We start from the raw sequence: 20,158 nt of genomic DNA, 5'->3' as shown, positions 1-20,158 counted from the left end.
TACCATTCGTACCCGATTAGTTGTGTTCGTCCCTGAGGCGTTGCATACTGGTCGGGTACGATTTATATTTGCAGATAATCATTATACTAAAAACACCTGCATTATGATTTATCTGCATCCTACATTCATTTTTTTATTTCTGTTGTTCTCTTCGCTTTTTGTAAAGGCACAACAGATCACGGTCACGGGATCAGTCACCGATGAGCATGGGGAACCGCTTGTGGGCGTAACCGTACAAATAAAGGGCAGTACATCCGGCACGGTGACCGGCGCTGACGGGGATTTTTCACTGGCAGCTCCTGCCGACGGGGTAATACAATTCTCTTATATAGGATTTACTTCAGTAGAAAAGCCGGTGAGCAGAGAGTTCATGCAGGTGATGCTGAAAGAAGACCTCATCATGATGGATGAGGTGGTGGTCACCGCGCTGGGCATGAGGAAAGAAAAGAAAGCACTGGCCTACTCCGTCACCGAATTGAAAGAAGATGCCTTCCTGGTAAAAAGCCCTGGACTGGCGGACGGACTGGCGGGGAAAGTAGCCGGTATCAACGTGGTGAAACCCACTACCGGCGCTATGGGCTCGACCCGCATCGTCATCCGGGGTAATGGCTCATTCGGCAACAACCAACCGCTCTATATTGTAGACGGTATGCCGATCGACAACAGCAACTACGGACAACCCGGACTATGGGGCGGCGTGGACGGAGGCGATGGCATCTCATCCCTGAACAGTGACGATATCGAATTCCAGTCGGAGCCTCCTCTCGGAATTTTAGACCACCACAACTCAGCCTCGGAAAGATCTCCGTAGTCGAAGTTCTCCTCCCAGACCAACCGCCACTCTTTCTTCGCCCCATTACAGGAACAGAGAAAAAAGAGAGCGGAGATCAAAGAGATAAAAAAGAATACTTTCTTCATCATGATTGTTTAATTCAGCAATTTCTTGGCATCGTTCAACTTTTCCTGCCAGTCGGCAGAAGGATCCAGTGTATTGAAATACTCGATCGCCTCTTCCAGTTGATTCAGTTTTGCCAATGACTCAGGGCTGTTTTCTTCGGTATATTTTTTGCGCAATACCCGGATCTTTTCCGCATCCTGAATTCCTTCCACCAGGCGTTCGAAGCGGATAGAACTGCGTGCATCAGGATAAACCATATAGGTGTCACCTGCAGGCCATGTCCTGAAGCGTGAATCAGTCAACGGATTTTCAACCCACGAATTATAAGCCCAACGCAGGAAGCCATCAAAATCGGCAGCTACGGCATACCATGCGGCATAGACCGATTCTGCCGGTGCGGAGAAGGTAAACATATTGGGGAACGGATCGGAGCAACACACATAATAAGTGGTAATCAGTCCTTTGGCTCTTCGTGTGGCGATCTCTTCTTTGGTTACCTCGTTACCGGCCCCAACACAAATATCCTTTATCCACGGGTAGTCCCTGTAACTCTTATGGTTGTCGGCCAAAGAAACACCCAACTCGGGAGCCGCGCTCTCCAATACCTTCAACGCCGCCTGCATATCTGCCGGTGCACGCTCATCCATGGCTATATTGGTTATCTCCAACCATCCTTTTTCGCGTAAGTGGCTGGTAAAATCTTTCAGGAAGACACTCCACATCTCCACATATTCTTTCGACTGGGCTTTCAGCTCTACGGTGACCAACTCTCTTTTTTCCATATCATTATAGTGCAGCTTGTTATTCCAGGTGAGCAAAGAGTAGCAATTGATCATCTTGTCGATACCCAGATCCATCATATACTCTACCCATTTATCGAAAATAGTATAGTCGAAAGTCCAGCTTTGGTCTTCATGTTTTGTCCAGATGATCATATCGGCATAGGCATCATAGCACTGATTATTCCACGGATCCATATTCAGGGTAGCGGTGATCACTTTCTGTCCCGCATCGGCCAGCATCTTCATCAATGGTTTCATTTTCTCGAAATGGGCATCGCTCCATACTTCCAGGTTATGCACCCTTGCCACGGCCGAAGGATGTTGCCACAGGTCAAGATGATAGAGCCACTCCGACGGTTCGGGCAGGACCTGATCCACCACATTCAACGCTATTTCAAAATCCTCCACCTTACTTCCTCCTGCATACAGTTTCAGGGTACTCTTATAGTCTCCGGCAACAGCATCGGAGGGAATGGCAAAAGTCAGCCAGACCGGCCTGACACTCTTTGCTTCTACATTGAAGCACTCCAGGTTATCCAACATATCCGCTGCCAGTGATGACGGAAAATCTTCAGGCTTGCGGTATCCGCAACCGGGGCCAAACTCATCGGTCATCACGTAGCGGACAAACCTTGCCTGTGCAACAGATGCAGGCAGTTTACTTCCCTGTGCCTGAAAGTCGGTGAATTCCAATTCTACCTGATCGGTATTCGAAACCGACCATAAAAGTAGTTGGGCTGATACTTTTTCCCCCTTCCAACCTGTAACTGTTACGCTCTTATTGAGAGATACCTGGGGCGCCACCGATTTCGGCAGTTTGTCGTCAATCGAAATAAATGATACCTGTAACCCTGCAGGCACGTTTGACCAGTCGGATAAGGTATCGTTTGTCGGATCCTGCATCTCTTCAAAAGTGTTACACTCTTTTTTCGGACGCTTGCTTTCGCATGAGATAAGGACTAAAACCTGTAACCCTATCAACATGCATACGGATAATCGTAAAATAGTTGATGAAATACTCATAGAAAATAAGATAATAGATATATGATATATTTATGTTATTGTATACTTTTAATTTATCATTTACTTAATCCGGATAATAAATCAAGTTAGGTTATTTCACATTTTTTCGTTCTCTAATACAAAATAATCGATCACTGCCGGAACCTCAGCCTCTCCTATATGGATCAATCCGGGACGGGCTACCCTGTCCCAACGCACCAGGAATGCAGCATCGAGAGGAGTATCATTCACCGAAGTCCAGGATTCCCCATCGCCACTGTAGGAAAACGTGAGGAAGCATCCCCTCTCCACGTCAATCCTGAAATAGGAAATTTTTTCTTCAGGGATAGTCGGGAAAAGAACGGTTTCCAGACCTTCTCTCACCGATTTCAATTCCACCCGATCACCTTTAATACCGATTGCCATCAAATTCTTATTATCACCGTACATCGTTAACCCTTTGAAACTATCATTGATATTACTGATTTTTGTCTGATAGCTATAGTGTGTTGTTTGCGGACGCAGACAAAGGGCTGTCCCGTGTTCGTTCCCGGCTATCGGTCTTCCTGTCAATATCAGTTCACCGTCATTCAATGTTACATCTATTTCTGCAAAGGGATAGTTCCATGTCCAGTCTACTTTCAATGTTTCCCCGGAAAAATCATCCTTAAAATCGGATACCTTTTTCTGCACGGAACCTTCAAACGGAACAGGCTGTCTATCCACGGCCTGCTTCCCGGTTTTAAAGCGAACCCAATCATTGTCTGTCATTTCCAACTCATGCAAAACAGGTTGTCTCCCTAAGAAAAATGCATCGCCCGTCTGGTATCCGTGACTCAGATAGAAATACCGCCCATCGGGTGTCTCCACCGCAGTTCCATGTCCAACGGAAATATAATCTCCCTCCCCTCCCGAGAGAATAGGATTCCCCTCGTACTTTTCATAAGGCCCCCTAAAGTGTTTGGAACGGGCAACCCGCACGTCATAATCGCTCGAAGGGCCGCAACAACTCTTCGCCGAATAAAGGATGTAATAGTAATCACCCTTTTTAAAGTGATGTTGTCCTTCCATGCCAATCCCTTCATCATCCTTTAGCAGTGAAAACGGTTCCCCCTCCAGCCGTAATCCGTCAGCAGACAACCGGCTTCCCAACAACTCTATGGGACGTTGGTCAAGGCCATATGCTTTCCAGGTGAGATAGAGCTGGCCATCATCATCGAACACGAAGGCATCAATAGCTTCGGTACCCAGCTCCACAATAGGACCATGATCCTTAAAAAGCAGGGAAGTTCCTTCCGATGACGCCACACCTATGTAGGAGATATTGTCCGTTTTTCGCCGGGCAGTATAATAGCAATACATGGTATCATTGTGATAATACAACTCCGGTGCCCAGAACGAATTCGAAGTCCATTCCGGCTGCTCGTCGAAAATATGTCCGATCTGCTCCCAATTGACCATATCTTTCGATATAAATACCGGGTAAAAAGGAGCCCATTCGGAAGATGTTGCTGTCGCGTAATAGGTATCTCCCACCCTGATAACGGAAGGGTCAGCCATATCGCCGCAAATAACAGGATTATTAAAAAAAGAACTCTCCTGGGAAATTGAGAGGGACGCTACGAGAAAGAAAATTACCAAAAGATTTGTCAGTTTCATTATGACTATTTTTCTGCCGGTAACTGAACAATAGGGTTAGTGGACAATATCATCCTGCCGACTCATGAATTACAACAGACAAAAATAGTGAAAGCCGAGAGAAAAGCCAAACTTGTTTGAGTTTTTCCGAGACGCATCCTATATTATGAAAAAATAAGCATTATTTCTGTAGTAAAAGATGAAAAACGACAGCTATATTCTCTGTTTTTATTGCATTTTATCAATTATTCCGCTATCTTTGCAATAAAATCAAATGTGAGCAATGCAGAGATTGTATTCAACATACCTCCACACTACCACTACTATGACCATGACCCCTTAGGGGGTTATGTAAATTCTTCGCACCCGGACTCGTCCGTTTTTTGACGAGAAACAACGTTAGACAACTGGACAGGGGTCAAACTGTTATTCGACGACCGAATGGGAGTCAAATTTCAAATTCCATAAATCCATTAAAGAATAAAGAGCTACCTGATGAGTTAATTCATTTCAGGACACGTTGTCGGGATCAACAAGTTAGTTTATTAATTTCAATTCTAAAAAAATGTTTCATATAACCTCAGGGTTAAAAATATAATCAATATGAAGGTGATGAAATTCGGGGGAACATCCGTAGGTGAGCCCGATAGTTTACAACGAGTCAAGAAGATCATAGAAAAAGAGAGGGAGCCCGTCATTGTGATAGTTTCAGCGCTGGGGGGTGTAACAGACCGCTTGTTGCTGGCTGCCAATTTCGCATTGAACGGTAATCCGGGCTATAAAACGTTGATCGAGGAAATAATTCTGCGTCATGAGGAGTTGATTGAAAAAATGATCTCCTCTCCGGATGACAAGGAAGAGCTAAAGCAAAAGACAGGACATTTATTCGAAGAGCTACGCAATATTTTACAAGGAGTATTTCTTATCGGCGATCTCTCACAGAAGACCTCCGACAAAATTGTCAGCTATGGAGAACGATTTTCCTCCCTGATCATCAGCAAGATAATTGACATGGCGCAACTATATGATGCCACCAAATTCATCAAGACAGACAAACAATTTCACAATCATATTCCCGATCTGGCACGATCGAATGAACTGATCCGTAAAACATTCTCCGAAATGCCACCACCTCGTGTGGCAGTGGTACCCGGATTTATCTCATCCAGCAACGACAACAATGACATCACGAACCTGGGACGGGGAGGTTCGGACTATACTGCTGCTATCATCGCAGCAGCAATGAATGCTTCGGTGCTGGAGATATGGACAGACGTAGACGGGTTTATGACAGCCGATCCCAAGATCATCAATTCTGCCTATGTCATCGAGGAGTTGTCATTTACCGAAGCGATAGAGCTGTCCAACTTCGGAGCAAAGGTCATCTATCCTCCTACCATTTTCCCTGTTTATCACAAAAATATCCCCATACGTGTCAAGAACACGTTCCATCCCGAAACGGAAGGTACGTTGATAAAGAATATCGAACCCTCACGAAACGGAAAGATCATTAAAGGTATCTCATCTATCAATGATACGGCACTGATCACTATCCAGGGATTAGGTATGGTAGGGGTGATCGGTGTAAACAAACGTATTTTCTCTGCTTTAGCCGACAACGGTGTCAGCGTTTTTATTGTTTCACAGGCATCATCGGAGAACAGTTCCTCTATCGGGGTACGTTCACAGGATGCGCTCCTGTCACAACAGGTGCTCCGAAAGGAATTTGCCCATGAAATAGGGATGGGAAGCATTAACGATATCATCGTGGAATATGATCTGGCTACCATTGCCATTGTCGGACAGAACATGAAGCATGTACCGGGCATTGCGGGAAAATTTTTCGGTGCTTTGGGACGGAACGGTATCAGTATTGTGGCGCTGGCACAGGGAGGGGGGGAAACCAATATCTCCTGCGTGATAGCCAAATCCGACCTGAAGAAGTCGCTCAACGTGATCCATGACTCCTTCTTCCTGTCACCCTACCAGGAGTTGAATCTATTTATCGTCGGCACCGGTACTGTGGGTGGTAACCTGCTGGAACAGATCAAGCAGCAGCAAAGCACCCTAAAGGAACAAAATAAGTTAAGGATCAACATCGTAGGCATAGCTAACGGACGGAAAGCGTTGTTCACCCGTGAAGGGATTCCTCTGGACGGATACTTCGATAACCTGATGGCAAACGGCGTACAGAGTTCACCCGAACGTATCCGCGAAGAGATCATCAAAATGAATATCTTCAACTCCGTATTTGTCGATTGTACGGCAAGTCCGGACATCGCGAAATTATATGGCGAACTGATGGCGAAAAATATTTCGGTGGTCACCGCCAACAAGATCGCCGCCTCATCCGATTATGAGAGTTACCGTTATCTGAAAGAAACTGCCCGTAAAACAGGTGTGAAATTTCTATTCGAAACGAATGTAGGAGCAGGGCTTCCCATTATCAACACAATGAATTCCCTGACCAATTCAGGCGACAAAATCGTAAAACTGGAAGCAGTCCTTTCCGGCACATTGAACTTTATCTTCAACACATTGAGTGAAGATATCCCATTCAGCAAAGCAATACGAATGGCAGTGGAGGCACAATTCGCCGAGCCTGACCCCCGCATAGACTTGAGTGGATTGGATGTAACACGGAAATTAGTAATCCTCTCCCGCGAAGCAGGAGCCAACGTAAATCAATCAGATGTAAAGAAAAACCTCTTTATACCCCAGAAATATTTTGACGGCTCACTGGAAGAGTTCTGGAAGACTATTCCTGAGATGGATACATCGTTCGAGGCACGCCGGCAAGAACTGGCCAAAGAGGGAAAACGACTCCGATTCGTGGCATCGTATGACAACGGCAATTGTGAAGTAGGACTGCGGGAGGTAGAACAGGGGCATCCTTTCTATGACCTGGAAGGAAGTAATAACATCATCATGATCACTACCGAGCGGTATAATGAATATCCCATGGTGATCAAAGGATATGGTGCCGGTGCCGGTGTAACGGCCGCAGGCGTATTTTCAGATATCATCTCAATTGCAAATATCAGGTAAGGTAAAATGAAATATATAATAATTCTTGGTGACGGCATGGCCGACGAACCCATTGCTTCATTGGGAAACAAGACAACCATACAGGCCGCCGCCACACCCTACATAGACCTATTGGCACGAAAAGGCAGAAACGGACTGCTACATACCGTTCCTGAAGGATTTGCACCGGGGAGTGAGATCGCCAACCTCTCTGTCATGGGATACGATGTGGCTTCGGTATACGAGGGCCGTGGCGTACTGGAAGCTGCCAGCATGGGTGTGGATATCCTGCCCGGGGAGATGGGAATGCGCTGTAACCTGGTTTGTCTCGAAGGAGAACTGTTGAAAAATCACTCGGCAGGACATATCTCAACCCCTGAAGCAGCGGAACTGATCCGATCCCTTGACAGCAAATTGGGAAACGACATATTTAGTTTCTACCCCGGGGTCTCCTATCGCCACCTGTTGAAAATGAAAGGTGGTGACAAGCGACTCCGTTGCACTCCTCCCCATGATATTCCGGAAAAACCATTCCGGGCACATCTGATACAACCCGACGACGAGGAGGCAAGACCGACAGCCGAGGCTTTGAACAGGTTGATCTTTGCATCCCAGGAGATACTGGCAGATCATCCCATCAACAAAAAAAGGATAGTAGAAGGAAAGTCTCCCGCCAACAGTATCTGGCCATGGTCTCCAGGATTCCGCCCTAAGATGAAACCATTCAATGAAATGTTTCCGATCAAAAGCGGCGCAGTGATCTCTGCCGTGGATCTGATAAGGGGGATTGGCGTGTATGCGGGATTGGAAGTGATCATGGTAGAAGGGGCTACAGGCCTCTACGACACCAATTATGAAGGAAAAGCAGAAGCGGCACTCAGGGCATTAAAAGAAAAAGATTTCGTATATCTCCATATCGAAGCCAGCGACGAAGCGGGACATGAAGGAGATGTTCCGTTGAAAGTGAAAACTATTGAATATCTGGATGCCCGTATTGTAAAGACCATCTATGAAGAGATCCTGCAATGGGACGAACCGGTTACCATCGCCATCCTCCCCGACCATCCCACCCCCTGTGCCATACGCACACATACACGTGAGCCTATTCCTTTCCTGATCTATCATCGGGATATCGAACCCGACAGCGTACAGGTATATGATGAGTTTGCCGCAAAAGAGGGAAGTTACGGATTACTCTATGGCGACCAGTTTATGAAAGCTGTCTTTGGATAATGGAAAGGTGGAAAGGTAATTGGAATTACCAATTACTAATTACAAATGGATCAATATCAGAGTATTGAATCGTGAATTAAGACAACGTTCGGCGAAACCAATTAACAATCGGCATAAGCCAAATCTTGAATTTTGAATTTCTATAGTCTTGACTCCTGGCTCTAAAAATCTTTACTCTCTATAAAATGAAATATTACAGTACAAATAAAGAAGCATTCATCGTTTCCCTGCAAGAAGCAGTAGTAAAAGGATTGGCTCCCGACAGGGGACTGTATATGCCTGAAAGGATCGCACGTCTTCCTCAGAAATTCTTTGATGGAATGATGGATTTATCCTTGCAAGGGATATCCAAGACCGTTGCGGAGGCCTTTTTCGGGGAAGATATTCCGAAAGAAAAACTGGATGCCATTGTCGGCGACACATTGAGTTTTGAGATACCACTCAAAAAAGTGGAAGACGGGATTTATGTGCTGGAATTATTCCATGGACCCACCTTCGCGTTTAAAGATGTAGGTGCCCGTTTCATGGCGCGGATGCTCTCCCACTTTGTAAAAGAGAAGCAGGAGGAGGTAAACGTGTTGGTCGCTACTTCGGGTGATACAGGCAGTGCGGTAGCCAACGGATTTCTGGGCGTAGAAGGTATCAGAGTGTTTGTGTTGTACCCTTCCGGAAAGGTGAGCGATATGCAGGAAGCTCAATTCACCACCTTGGGACAAAATATAGTTGCTCTGGAAGTGGACGGTACATTCGACGACTGTCAAGCTCTGGTAAAATCAGCATTTATGGATGATGAATTGAATAAGCGGATAAAACTCACCTCTGCCAATTCCATTAACGTGGCCAGATTCCTTCCACAATCATTCTACTACTTTTGGGCCTATGCACAATTAGTAAGACAAACACAATTTACAAAAATGGTGATTTCTGTTCCAAGCGGAAACCTGGGAAATCTCACTGCCGGACTTTTCGCCAAACGTATGGGACTACCGGTAGATAGATTTATCGCTGCCAACAACCGAAATGATGTCTTCAGGGAATACCTGCAAACCGGGCAATATAATCCGAGAGCATCGGTACAGACCATTGCCAACGCCATGGATGTAGGTGCTCCCAGTAATTTCGACCGTATCCTTGATCTCTACGGCCATTCTCACAAAGCAATCACTAACGATATTTCATCTTTCCGATACAGTGATGAGGAGATCAGTACAGCCATCAAGAATGTTTATATAGAATCAGGGTATCTGCTCGACCCGCATGGGGCATGTGCATACCTGGCACTGAAAGAAGGGAAAAGGTCAGACGAAACAGCCATTTTTCTGGCTACCGCCCATCCGGCTAAATTCAAAGAGACAGTGGAAGCATCCACCGGCGCCCCAATACAAGTCCCGGATGCGCTGGCTGCTTATATGCAACACAAAAAGCAATCGATCCCTCTACCCAATGACTTTGATCTCTTTAAAAAGAAGCTAATCGGCCGGTCTTAAGTTTCTTTTTATTATTTTTGCTGCGAATTAATCCATTAATGTGTAGTTTTGCGTTCAAAACCATACGCTAACTGCTGATTCCGCATGAGGCAATTATTACGATATATATTTTTATATTTTGTGCTGGCCATCTTTTTGCAAGGCTTCTTTATCCGAAAAGCAGCTGCTGCAACAGATCCGACAGTATGGAATGCCGCATCGGGATCAATCCTGTCTGACAAAATAAAACAAGATATTGCCTCACCCCAACAACCACAGGACACACTCTCCACAAGTCCCGATTCAGTCTCCTCAAAACAGGTATTGGAGACTGCTGTATTTTACACGGCTCAGGATTCTATGGTATTTACCGGCAACAATATGGGTTATCTCTACGGAGATGCCGATGTTAAATATGGGAATTTGGCTATCAAGGGGGAATTCATTACTATGGATCTGGACAGTAGTATTATTTCTTCCACCTTTGGTATTGACTCAGCAGGCAAAGAGTTTGGATACCCCGTTTTCTCTGAAGGAGGGATGGAGTATGAAATGAAGAAAGTACGTTACAACTTCGATACCCGAAAAGCATTTATCAACAATGTAATTACCCAGCAAGGAGAGGGACATATCGTGGCCAATGAAGCCAAAATGAATCCCGACAACTCTTTTTATATGCGGAATGCGAAATATACCACATGCGACCAGCATGACCACCCGCATTTCTACCTGAACCTTTCGAAAGCTAAAGTACGACCGGAGAAGGATGTTGTTACCGGCCCTGCCTGGTTGGTAGTAGCCGATGTGCCACTATTTCCCGTCGTATTGCCTTTCGCATTCTTCCCCTTTACAAAAACCTACTCGTCAGGGATTATTATGCCAAGTTACGGCGATGAGATGGCCCGTGGATTTTATCTCCAAAACGGAGGATATTACTTTGCATTGAGTGATTACATCGATCTTGCTGTCACGGGGGAACTTTATACAAAAGGTTCATGGGGGATCGGTGCTCGCTCAAACTACCGTAAACGGTACAAATACTCCGGTAACTTCAATGTGTATTCCCTCACTACGGTCACCGGTGAAAAAGAACTTAAGGATGTAGTGCCCGAGGCATACTCCGTAGCGAAAGACCTCCGCATCAACTGGACCCATTCGCAGGACCCGAAAGCCAACATGTACCGCACCCTCTCGGCAAGCGTGAACTTCTCCACCAGCAGGAACAACCACAGGGATCTTAGTCGTCTCTATTCACGGGAAGCCTCCAACAACACCAAAAGCTCGAGTGTGAACCTCACCCAACGTTTCCCCGACTCACCATGGAGCCTCTCGGCCACTATGAGCATCAACCAGGTATCACGAGACTCCACTATCGCAGCCACCCTACCCAACCTCTCTCTCAACATGAGCCGTATCTATCCCCTTAAAAGGAAAAACGCTGTGGGTGCGGAACGATGGTACGAAAAAATATCGATGAGCTACTCCGGCGAATTCCGTAACTCCATCACCACAAAAGAAGACCGATTCCTGAAGTCGAATCTAGTACGTGACTGGACAAACGGCATGCGGCATAACATTCCCGTAAGCGCAACCTTTACCCTGTTCGATTTCATCCAGTTATCACCCTCGTTCAATTATACCGAACGCTGGTACACCGGTGCGCATAAACAGGCCTGGGATCCCGTCGCCAAGAGGCATGTTCCCGTGGATACCGTGCATGGGCTAAAACGTGTGTATGATTACAGCACCTCGCTCAGCGCACAGACAAAAATATACGGGATGTACACGCCATGGAAGATGTTCGGGGATAAAGTACAGGCGATCCGGCATGTATTCACACCCAGCATCAGCCTGAGCTACCGACCCGATTTCGGCGACCCGAAATACAATTTCTACGAGACATACACCTACAGGAACGAGTATGGAGAAGATGTGGAATATACCTATTCTCCCTATTCCACCATGATGTTCGGGACCGCTCCTACCGGGCAAAGTGGAAGTATCGGTTTCGATTTCAAGAATAACCTTGAAATGAAAGTCCTGAGCGACAAAGATTCTACCGGAGTACGAAAGATAAGTTTGATCGACGATCTGGGGATCAACTTCAGTTATAATATGATGGCCGACTCCATGAAGTGGAGTAATATCAATTCCAACATCCGCCTGAAATTGTCAAAATCATATACTCTCAGCCTGAATGCTACCTGGGATCCCTATCTTTATGAACTGGATCATAACGGAACTCCCCATAGGGTAGATAAACTCAGAGTTCTCAATGGCAAAGGGATCGGAAAATTGATGAATACCGGGACATCTTTCTCCTATTCACTGAATCAGGATACTTTTAAAAAATTATTTGGTCGTGATGACGGGAGTTCCAGGGGGAATGAAAATGAACCGGATCCTGATAATTTACCGGATGACGGCACAATAGGTGCAAACCCATATGAAGAAGCCGAAAGGAGAAGTTCTTTCGAGCAGACTGACAACTCAATGGGAGAATTCGATAGCGACGGTTATCTGAAGAATTCGGTGAATTGGAATCTCTCATTCAATTATTCGATGCGTTACGGATATGGGGAATTTAACAAAGAACGCATGGAGTATAAGGGGAAACTCACCCATAGTTTCGGGTTGAGTGGTTCTATCCAGCCCACCAAAAACTGGAATTTCACGTTCAATACCGATTACAATTTCGAAGTCAACAGATTCACCAGTATCAACTGTACACTCACGCGCAACCTGCATTGCTGGAGCATGTCCGCCAGTTTTATCCCTATTGGGCCCTATAAATCCTATAACTTCACTATCCGTGCCAACTCCTCACTATTGCAGGATCTGAAGTGGGACGAACGCAGTTCACCGTATGACAGGGGAGCAAGCTGGTACTAACCCCACAGTTTCTTCATTAACTCGTTCATTTTCGATTCACCCGGGTTGGATTGGGGTTCCCAAAAACGACTATTTTTTAACTCTTTAGGGAGATATTCCTGTTTTACAAAGTTATTTTCATAGTCGTGTGCATACTTATACTCCTTGCCGTAATTAAGCTCTTTCATCAAAGAAGTGGGTGCATTGCGCAAATGTAATGGTACGGGCAGATTGCCGGTCTTCTCCACTTTCGCCATAGCACTGTCAATAGCCAGATAGGCCGAATTACTTTTAGGAGATGCGGCCAGATAGATGGTAGTTTCTGCTAATACGATACGCCCTTCCGGCCAACCGATCTTCTGCAAGGCATCGAAGCATGCATTGGCCAACAGCAATGCATTGGGATTCGCCAACCCTATATCCTCTGCTGCCGAGATAACCAGCCTCCGGGCAATGAACTTGGGGTCTTCCCCACCCGCTACCATCCGGGCCAGCCAATAGATTGCCGCGTCGGGATCACTACCCCTTATCGATTTGATAAAAGCGGAAATGATGTCATAATGCATCTCCCCACCCTTATCATAAGCCGCCGGATTCTCCTGTAACCGTTCAGTCACCATCTGGTCGGTGACCACGATTGCTTCATCATTGTCGGAAGCTACTGCCAAATCCAGAATATTGAGCAACTTTCGGGCATCTCCTCCCGAAAAACGAAACAGGGCATCAGTTTCTTTAACTTCTATCTTTCTCTCTTTCAGGATAAAGTCCTCGTTAAGCGCCCGATTCAATAATTGTTCCAATTCCTTCTTATCCAACGGTTTCAAGACATATACCTGACAACGGGATAGTAATGGACGAATCACCTCAAATGAAGGATTTTCGGTGGTAGCGCCAATCAATGTGACAATACCTGTCTCCACGGCATTCAACAGGGAATCCTGCTGCGACTTGCTAAAACGGTGGATTTCGTCGATAAAAAGAATAGGTGCCGATGACTCAAAAAAGCGATTATTCTTTGCCTTTTCAATCACTTCACGTACATCCTTCACACCTGAGTTGATGGCACTCAACTTGTAAAAAGGAGCATTCAGCGTGTTTGCAATAATATTTGCAAGGGTGGTCTTTCCCACGCCGGGCGGTCCCCAGAGAATGATGGAAGGAATTCTTCCCGAGTCAATCATCCGGCGCAGTACAGCCCCCCTGCCAACCAGGTGCGACTGGCCGATCAGTTCATCGAGATGTTGCGGCCGGAGCCGTTCCGCAAGAGGTGTACCCATAGGAATTCAATTTTTATACATTGCAAAGATAAATAAATTTAATTTCTTTATCTTCTACTTTTACAGTGCATCAAAATGTCATGGTATCACTCTTCGCTTAACTCTCCGAACCATTGCCACCATCATAAAGTAATAAAGATTCTCAATTTATACCTGCCTGTTGAACAGATAAATTTGAATTATGTACATTTCTATAATTGTTCTTTAAGCCGTTAGAATGGGGGTTATGGCAATCCAGGCAGCTCATCCCTTCGTAAAGGCCGGTTGGGGTTTTATCATCCTCCGTACCTGCTTCGCGCCGACCATTGGGCGAATGGCATTGCATGCATAGCCATGTATTAGGGTCGTCGGACACCTTCACCGGTGAATCCCCGTCGTAGATGGTGGGCTTGAGCAACTTGTCCGATGGCAGATGGCGCTTTTCCGCACGTAGATATAAGGCCGTAGCAGATCGTTCGGTTTTTTGCATCAATTTGTCCCGGGACTCCTTATCTAACGAGGTATATCCAATTCGCTTACCTTGTCCACCATGCATCTGGTGACATGTCAGGCAGGTTATCGTCGGACGATCGGCCTGTTTGCCATCCCTTATCTCCCACGCTGTGGCATCTCCCTCAAGTGACATCAGATCGTGGATATTGCCGTCATAATGTGCGCCGTGGCAACGAAAACAATCCCAATAGGGCTTTTCCATTTTATTGTGATCCACATCCATAAAAATATCCCTGTAGGTAGTGGAATGCGCTCCCGATTTCCAGGCCGCATACTCCGCCTGGTGACATTCCGCACACTTGTCTGCCATGGCCATAGCCTGCGATTCGTTAAGGTAAAGGTCTTCGTTGGTCTTTTTCCGGGTAAAGTGGACATATACCATCCGGGCCTTCTCCGACAGGCTTGCAAAACCATCACTTAATGCTGTACCATGACATTGCGTGCAGGAAATATCTGCATGGACGGAGTTTTTCCAAGAGACGCAACTGGGTCTTATTTCATGGCACAAAGCGCAGGTGAAATCCGGATCCATTCTGTTCCATGCAACATAGGAGATTGCTATAGTGAGAAATCCTGCGACCGCAATTGCAATGATCATATAACTTTTTTTCATGCCTCACCCCCTGTATATTTTTTCACAATCTGTTCACCGGTACGGTAAGCCATGGCCATAATGGTAAGAACCGGGTTAAAACCGCCGTTGGTGACCAATACGCTTCCATCGGCGATATAGAGGTTATCCAGATCATGCACCCTGCAAAACCGGTCGACAACCGATGTGGCCGGATCATCTCCCATACGGCATGTACCTGCCTGGTGTTGCCCGCCTGTCATTCCCCCTCCACCGCCATGTGCCCATGCCCGGGAGGCTCCTGCACGTTGCATGATCTCCAGTGCTTTCCCCGAAAGGAAAGCACAATGCTTTTGATCAATGGGATGACGTGATCCGGAGATGGCTGCAACCGGTACCCCCCAATAATCCCTTACCGTTTCGTCTACTGTCACCCGCATATCAAAATTGGGCATTTCCTGTATAGGTCCTATCATACGGCTCACCCGGTAATAATTCTCACGCTGGAACCGTTTATGTTCAGCCCCCCACCGGGGTGACCCACCCGGCCTGAAACCGGAAAAGGCATATGGCATCATAAAAAACTCATTGGCCAGCAAACCTCCTCCAACGATACCTTCGTTATGGTGATTATAATCCATTATGGCAACACAAGCGCCTGGGCCCTGGAGATCGAGGACATCGAAATCAAATATCCCTGTTGCACCTGTATATGCGTGTCCCTGCAGGTTACGCCCTACCCAGTCGTTATCATTGCCTATCCCTTTGGGAAATTGCTGCGATTTGGAGTTTAGCAGGAGGCGCGCTGTCTCCGTAGCAGAAGCCGCTACAACAATGATATCCGCCTCCATCTGCCGGCTTTTATTCTTTTCGTCGAAGTAGGAGACAGCCGTTGCCTGTTGCTGGCCGTCGGTATGGACTTTATAGACAAAACAATGGGTCTTTACCTGGCAATTGCCAGTCTGCATGGCTACGGGTATAACGGTGTTGTGCGTCCCGTTCTTGGCATCCACCGGGCAGGCATAACCGCAGCAAGTACGGTTCCTGATACATCCTGGCCTCCCATTGTAGGGAACCGAGTTCCGAAGCATGGGTATCGGGAAAGGGTGCAATCCCATTTCTTTGCATACTTTTGCCAGGAAACGCCCTTCCTTATTATATTCAAAGGACGGCATCGGGTAAGGTTCCTCTCGATTGGGAGCGAAAGGATTCCCGCTCATATCCCCTGCCACACCTATTTCATGCTCTGCCTTCGTGTAATAGGGCGCCAGTTCTTCATACGAGAACGGCCAGTCTTCCAGAGTAGAGCCTTCTACAGGACCATAGATCGATTTCAGGTGAAAATCCTCCGGCATAAAACGCCATGCCATCGCACCGTAAGAGACCGTACCTGAACCTACACAAGCTGCCACATGGTTATAACCACCATTCTGGGGTGTAACTATATGTTTACTCCCGTCATCCCCTATAACTACTCGGGGATTCCTTTTCCAATCCGGCCCGAATGCGGAGCCCAGTTCCTGTACCCGCTGTGAAATCAATTCATCATTGATATGCTTGTCGTAATCCGGCCATCCTCCCCTTTCAAACAGAGTGACATGGATGCCGTGGGTGGCGAGCTCCTTTGCGATGACCCCACCGCCTGCTCCCGCTCCAATCACAATCGCGGTCTTACGGTTATTCTTCATATCTGTTCTGCCCTATTAATAACGGGAAATCCAACCGCATCATTCGAAAACTCACGTAGTTCTTATTACCTCCATGGCGGGGAGAACCGTAAAAGCCCTGCATGGTATTACGGAGCACAATGTTGAAAAACTCTTTCTGGTTAATTTTTCCCCAGAAAGACGGGGGGAGTCCACCTTTTTCCATTTGCACGAGCACGAAATGCTGGACATTCCATTCCAGTTGTGCGAAAGTTCTTCCGTATGTTTCCCTGCAAAACTCTTCCAAAGATCCCAACCCGTTTTTGTAAGGTTCGGTCAACTCAGGGAAACGTTGGTAAAGTAATTTATCGATAAAGTTGACAACTCCCGCATCACGTGCTCCGGCAAACTCATCGGAAGGAATAAATTGCTCACAGATACACCCCAGACACTCTGCTTCCTCCCTGGAGAAGACACGGTAGAATTCTTTTTCCACCCTGCGCACACAGCCGGGTAACAGCAGTAGGGAACCGTAACAGATGGCTGCCCGCTTGACAAACTGACGTCGATTAATCATATGAAAATCCAAATATTTGATATCCAAACCAAAACGATCCATTGAAATTCACTATAAATATCGAAAGAGAATCACCTTTTCATCTGCAAAAGGTAACGGTATTATTAAATATGCTCAATCCCGGTATTTTTGATTAGTTGATTTGCCTTCTCTCAGATTACAAAAAAAAGAAAAAAGAGCAACAAAACAAAATTTTATCTCAAAAAACCAATCAAACTTATTACCAAAAAAATCTCAGGATGTTTCAGAATGATAATTTTTGTACTTTTGTAACTTACAATCAATTAGTCATCCAATGCAATTCACTCCATTATTGTCCCTTTTCGGAAATCTGGAACAACTCGACACGGTCCGGCTAAACTTTAACCAGGAGAGTGTCAACCTGATGAATATCGCCATTGCCTTTATCATGTTCGGTGTGGCACTAAGCATCAAGCCTCAGCACTTTAAAACACTGGCATTCAACCCGAAACCGGTATTACTGGGTGTTATTGCGCAATATATACTTCTTCCGGCATTTACTTTTGTCTTGGTGATCCTGCTTCGTCCCAGTACCGCCGTAGCTATGGGGATGATATTGGTAGCAGCCTGCCCCGGTGGTAACGTATCGAATCTGATCTCCTCCATATCGAAATCGAATATCACTCTCTCAGTAAGTCTCACCGCCATCACTACCGTGATGAGCCTCTTTATGACACCGTTCAATTTTGCCTTCTGGGGTGGACTCTATGCGAAGCATTCACCCTTGCTGGTTCCTATCACAATTGATCCGGTAGAGATGTTCCGGACTGTCTTCCTGATCCTGGGTATCCCCGTGATTCTGGGAATGTTCGTGGGGATAAAATTCCCGGTATTCGCAAGAAAAATCGACAGAAGTGTACAGGCCGCTTCTATCATCTTTTTCGTGGGTTTCATCGTGGCAGCCCTGGCAGGAAATTTTGACCTCTTCCTACGCTATATCCATTTGATATTCTTTCTGGTACTTATCCATAACGGATTGGCATTTTTAAGCGGATATTTCTTACCGAAAACATTCAAAGTAAGCGAAATCAACAGCAGAACCATTTCCATAGAGACCGGTATCCAGAACTCGGGACTGGGACTTGCACTGATCTTTAATCCAAGGATATTCCCACCCGAATTACATCTGGGAGGGATGGCCTTTATCGCCGCATGGTGGGGAATATGGCATATCGTTGCCGGGCTCTTGTTGGCTTTTTACTGGAGAAGACGTGTGATTACTCCCGCAGTAATGCCTTAAACCAATCCTGTTTCCCTGATATTATTGATCAAAACATCCAAGATATGATATACCGTTACGATTTTCGTTATGCATTGGCCAAGATACCGGTGAATACCGCCCTGAGATTAAACTTCAGGAAACTGGTATTTGTCGGAAAGAAGGAAAATGTATCCAAAAAAAGAGCGATCATCTTCGCTCCTAACCACCGCAATGCACTGATAGACGCACTGATACTGGTCTTCGCCAGCTATCACCGTAAACAGATTGTATTTCTGGCGCGTGCCGATATTTTTAAAAAGAGCTTTATGGCATGGCTGCTGAGAGGAATGCGTATTATGCCGGTCTTCCGCATCCGCGACGGCAAGGATAACCTGGACAAAAATAATGAGATCTTCAACAATGCCGCCCGTATCCTGCGAAAAAATAATCCTATCGCGCTCTTTCCCGAAGCAAAACATAACCCTAAGCAATCGCTTTTACCTATACAAAAAGCTGTTCCCCGCATCGTATTACCCACCGAAGCATCCGTCGACTTTCAACTGCGGAGCCAGATTGTTCCCGTATCTATCTATTACAGGGATATGTTCGGTTTTCTGTCGGACGTTTATGTTACTTTCGGTACACCCATCGAAGTCTCCGGTTACAAGGATATGTATAATGAGAATTCCGTCCTGGCGATCAATCAGTTGAGGCAGGAGCTGGAAAACCGGCTCAAATCGATGGTGGTCAATATATGGAATGATGAGTTTTATAATGAATACTCTCACGCCATTGACTGGAATGGCGACCGGATTGCAAGGGAAAAATTCTCCGGGAGGAAAGACGATTTTCTGCAGGCATCGCTTTATATCGTGAAAAGACTGGATGAACTGTACGAAGACAATCGCACGGAATTCGATCAAAAAACAGCCGGTTTTCGTGAAGCCCACGCCCTATTGAAAGAGCATGGACTCACTTCGAAAGACCGGCTATGGAAACCTTCCTCCGGATGGAATCTTTTTGCCCGTTTCATGGCACTTATCCTTAGCGCTCCTATAGCATTCCTGGGATTCCTGAATGGTATCTTCCCCATCCTGATCAATAAAAAGTTATCAGGTCTGTTCAAGGATAAGCAGTTTATCCCATCGGCAAGATATGCCGCGGGACTCTTTTTTGTCCCCATATTCGACCTGATCCAGTCGCTTATCGTCGGTGCCGTTACAAAGGACTGGCTGCTGGCGCTCGGTTATTTTATCCTGATGCCGCTCACCTTCTATTTTGCCCTCTACTGGCGCAAGTGGCTTAAAACAACCCTGCGGGACAGTAAAGTACGCCGGTTCACAAAACAGCACCCGGATACGTGGAAGAGGGTACTGGAGCTTATCCGATTGTAATTTAATTACCAAATTATTAATTACTAATTACCAATCAACACATCAGTAAATCATCACATTAT

Annotated in this window: 13 protein-coding genes; 7 read left to right on the top strand and 6 right to left on the bottom strand. The window is 46.1% G+C overall.

The window, feature by feature from the left end:
- Positions 1-103: 103 nt before the first annotated feature.
- A complete protein-coding gene (locus PSM36_RS00410; protein WP_232001486.1) occupies positions 104-811 on the top strand; it encodes a carboxypeptidase-like regulatory domain-containing protein in 708 nt (235 codons plus the stop codon).
- A 116-nt stretch (positions 812-927) separates the two neighbouring features.
- Here the strand turns inward: PSM36_RS00410 and PSM36_RS00400 are convergent, their stop codons facing one another.
- On the bottom strand, positions 928-2,703 hold the full coding sequence (locus PSM36_RS00400) for a DUF4091 domain-containing protein (RefSeq protein ID WP_232001485.1): 1,776 nt from the start codon (positions 2,701-2,703) through the stop codon (positions 928-930).
- 96 nt (positions 2,704-2,799) lie between these two features.
- Positions 2,800-4,341: a family 43 glycosylhydrolase gene (locus PSM36_RS00395; RefSeq protein ID WP_076928308.1), complete on the bottom strand. Its 1,542-nt coding sequence runs from the start codon at positions 4,339-4,341 to the stop codon at positions 2,800-2,802.
- 582 nt (positions 4,342-4,923) lie between these two features.
- Between PSM36_RS00395 and thrA the strand changes: the two genes are divergently transcribed.
- The 4 genes from thrA (at position 4,924) to PSM36_RS00375 (ending at position 12,938) form a co-directional block, all read left to right on the top strand.
- Complete coding sequence (thrA, locus tag PSM36_RS00390) at positions 4,924-7,368, top strand: bifunctional aspartate kinase/homoserine dehydrogenase I (protein ID WP_076928307.1); 2,445 nt, start codon at positions 4,924-4,926, stop codon at positions 7,366-7,368.
- Between the two features lie 6 nt (positions 7,369-7,374).
- Positions 7,375-8,580, top strand: a complete 1,206-nt coding sequence (locus PSM36_RS00385; RefSeq protein ID WP_076928306.1) for a cofactor-independent phosphoglycerate mutase — start codon at positions 7,375-7,377, stop codon at positions 8,578-8,580.
- A 185-nt stretch (positions 8,581-8,765) separates the two neighbouring features.
- Positions 8,766-10,067, top strand: coding sequence for a threonine synthase (thrC, locus tag PSM36_RS00380; protein WP_076928305.1), 1,302 nt, complete (start codon positions 8,766-8,768; stop codon positions 10,065-10,067).
- A gap of 84 nt (positions 10,068-10,151) precedes the next feature.
- A complete protein-coding gene (locus tag PSM36_RS00375) occupies positions 10,152-12,938 on the top strand; it encodes a putative LPS assembly protein LptD (RefSeq protein ID WP_076928304.1) in 2,787 nt (928 codons plus the stop codon).
- On the opposite strand, the gene PSM36_RS00370 is transcribed toward PSM36_RS00375, so the two are convergent.
- The 4 genes from PSM36_RS00370 to PSM36_RS00355 all read right to left on the bottom strand — a co-directional run bounded on the left by PSM36_RS00370 (position 12,935) and on the right by PSM36_RS00355 (position 17,480).
- Positions 12,935-14,194, bottom strand: coding sequence for a replication-associated recombination protein A (locus tag PSM36_RS00370; RefSeq protein ID WP_076928303.1), 1,260 nt, complete (start codon positions 14,192-14,194; stop codon positions 12,935-12,937). The two genes, PSM36_RS00375 and PSM36_RS00370, sit on opposite strands and share 4 nt — an antisense overlap.
- A 142-nt stretch (positions 14,195-14,336) precedes the next feature.
- A complete protein-coding gene (locus PSM36_RS00365; protein ID WP_161947533.1) occupies positions 14,337-15,284 on the bottom strand; it encodes a multiheme c-type cytochrome in 948 nt (315 codons plus the stop codon).
- Between the two features lie 11 nt (positions 15,285-15,295).
- On the bottom strand, positions 15,296-16,945 hold the full coding sequence (locus PSM36_RS00360; RefSeq protein ID WP_076928301.1) for a GMC family oxidoreductase: 1,650 nt from the start codon (positions 16,943-16,945) through the stop codon (positions 15,296-15,298).
- Positions 16,935-17,480: a gluconate 2-dehydrogenase subunit 3 family protein gene (locus PSM36_RS00355; RefSeq protein WP_161947532.1), complete on the bottom strand. Its 546-nt coding sequence runs from the start codon at positions 17,478-17,480 to the stop codon at positions 16,935-16,937. The genes PSM36_RS00360 and PSM36_RS00355 overlap by 11 nt, the downstream gene beginning before the upstream one ends.
- A gap of 295 nt (positions 17,481-17,775) precedes the next feature.
- Here PSM36_RS00355 and PSM36_RS00350 point away from each other — a divergent pair, with 295 nt between their 5' ends.
- Both PSM36_RS00350 and PSM36_RS00345 read left to right on the top strand, forming a co-directional pair.
- Positions 17,776-18,741 (top strand): bile acid:sodium symporter family protein, encoded by a 966-nt coding sequence (locus PSM36_RS00350; protein ID WP_076928299.1) that lies wholly within the window; start codon positions 17,776-17,778, stop codon positions 18,739-18,741.
- A 44-nt stretch (positions 18,742-18,785) separates the two neighbouring features.
- Positions 18,786-20,096, top strand: a complete 1,311-nt coding sequence (locus PSM36_RS00345) for an LpxL/LpxP family acyltransferase (RefSeq protein WP_076928298.1) — start codon at positions 18,786-18,788, stop codon at positions 20,094-20,096.
- Positions 20,097-20,158: the final 62 nt, after the last annotated feature.

Source organism: Proteiniphilum saccharofermentans (assembly GCF_900095135.1).
GTDB lineage: Bacteria > Bacteroidota > Bacteroidia > Bacteroidales > Dysgonomonadaceae > Proteiniphilum > Proteiniphilum saccharofermentans.
Note: the sequence above shows the minus strand (reverse complement) of the source record. Positions and strands in the feature narration are given on the sequence as shown.

What these genes read in the sequence shown, in the direction of transcription:
- PSM36_RS00365 (WP_161947533.1), bottom strand. Translation starts at nt 15,284, where the DNA reads ATGATCATTGCAATTGCGGTCGCAGGATTTCTCACTATAGCAATCTCC.
- PSM36_RS00350 (WP_076928299.1), top strand. Translation starts at nt 17,776, where the DNA reads ATGCAATTCACTCCATTATTGTCCCTTTTCGGAAATCTGGAACAACTC.
- PSM36_RS00385 (WP_076928306.1), top strand. Translation starts at nt 7,375, where the DNA reads ATGAAATATATAATAATTCTTGGTGACGGCATGGCCGACGAACCCATT.
- PSM36_RS00400 (WP_232001485.1), bottom strand. Translation starts at nt 2,703, where the DNA reads ATGAGTATTTCATCAACTATTTTACGATTATCCGTATGCATGTTGATA.
- PSM36_RS00370 (WP_076928303.1), bottom strand. Translation starts at nt 14,194, where the DNA reads ATGGGTACACCTCTTGCGGAACGGCTCCGGCCGCAACATCTCGATGAA.
- PSM36_RS00355 (WP_161947532.1), bottom strand. Translation starts at nt 17,480, where the DNA reads ATGATTAATCGACGTCAGTTTGTCAAGCGGGCAGCCATCTGTTACGGT.
- PSM36_RS00345 (WP_076928298.1), top strand. Translation starts at nt 18,786, where the DNA reads ATGATATACCGTTACGATTTTCGTTATGCATTGGCCAAGATACCGGTG.
- thrC (WP_076928305.1), top strand. Translation starts at nt 8,766, where the DNA reads ATGAAATATTACAGTACAAATAAAGAAGCATTCATCGTTTCCCTGCAA.
- PSM36_RS00395 (WP_076928308.1), bottom strand. Translation starts at nt 4,341, where the DNA reads ATGAAACTGACAAATCTTTTGGTAATTTTCTTTCTCGTAGCGTCCCTC.
- PSM36_RS00410 (WP_232001486.1), top strand. Translation starts at nt 104, where the DNA reads ATGATTTATCTGCATCCTACATTCATTTTTTTATTTCTGTTGTTCTCT.
- PSM36_RS00360 (WP_076928301.1), bottom strand. Translation starts at nt 16,945, where the DNA reads ATGAAGAATAACCGTAAGACCGCGATTGTGATTGGAGCGGGAGCAGGC.
- thrA (WP_076928307.1), top strand. Translation starts at nt 4,924, where the DNA reads ATGAAGGTGATGAAATTCGGGGGAACATCCGTAGGTGAGCCCGATAGT.
- PSM36_RS00375 (WP_076928304.1), top strand. Translation starts at nt 10,152, where the DNA reads ATGAGGCAATTATTACGATATATATTTTTATATTTTGTGCTGGCCATC.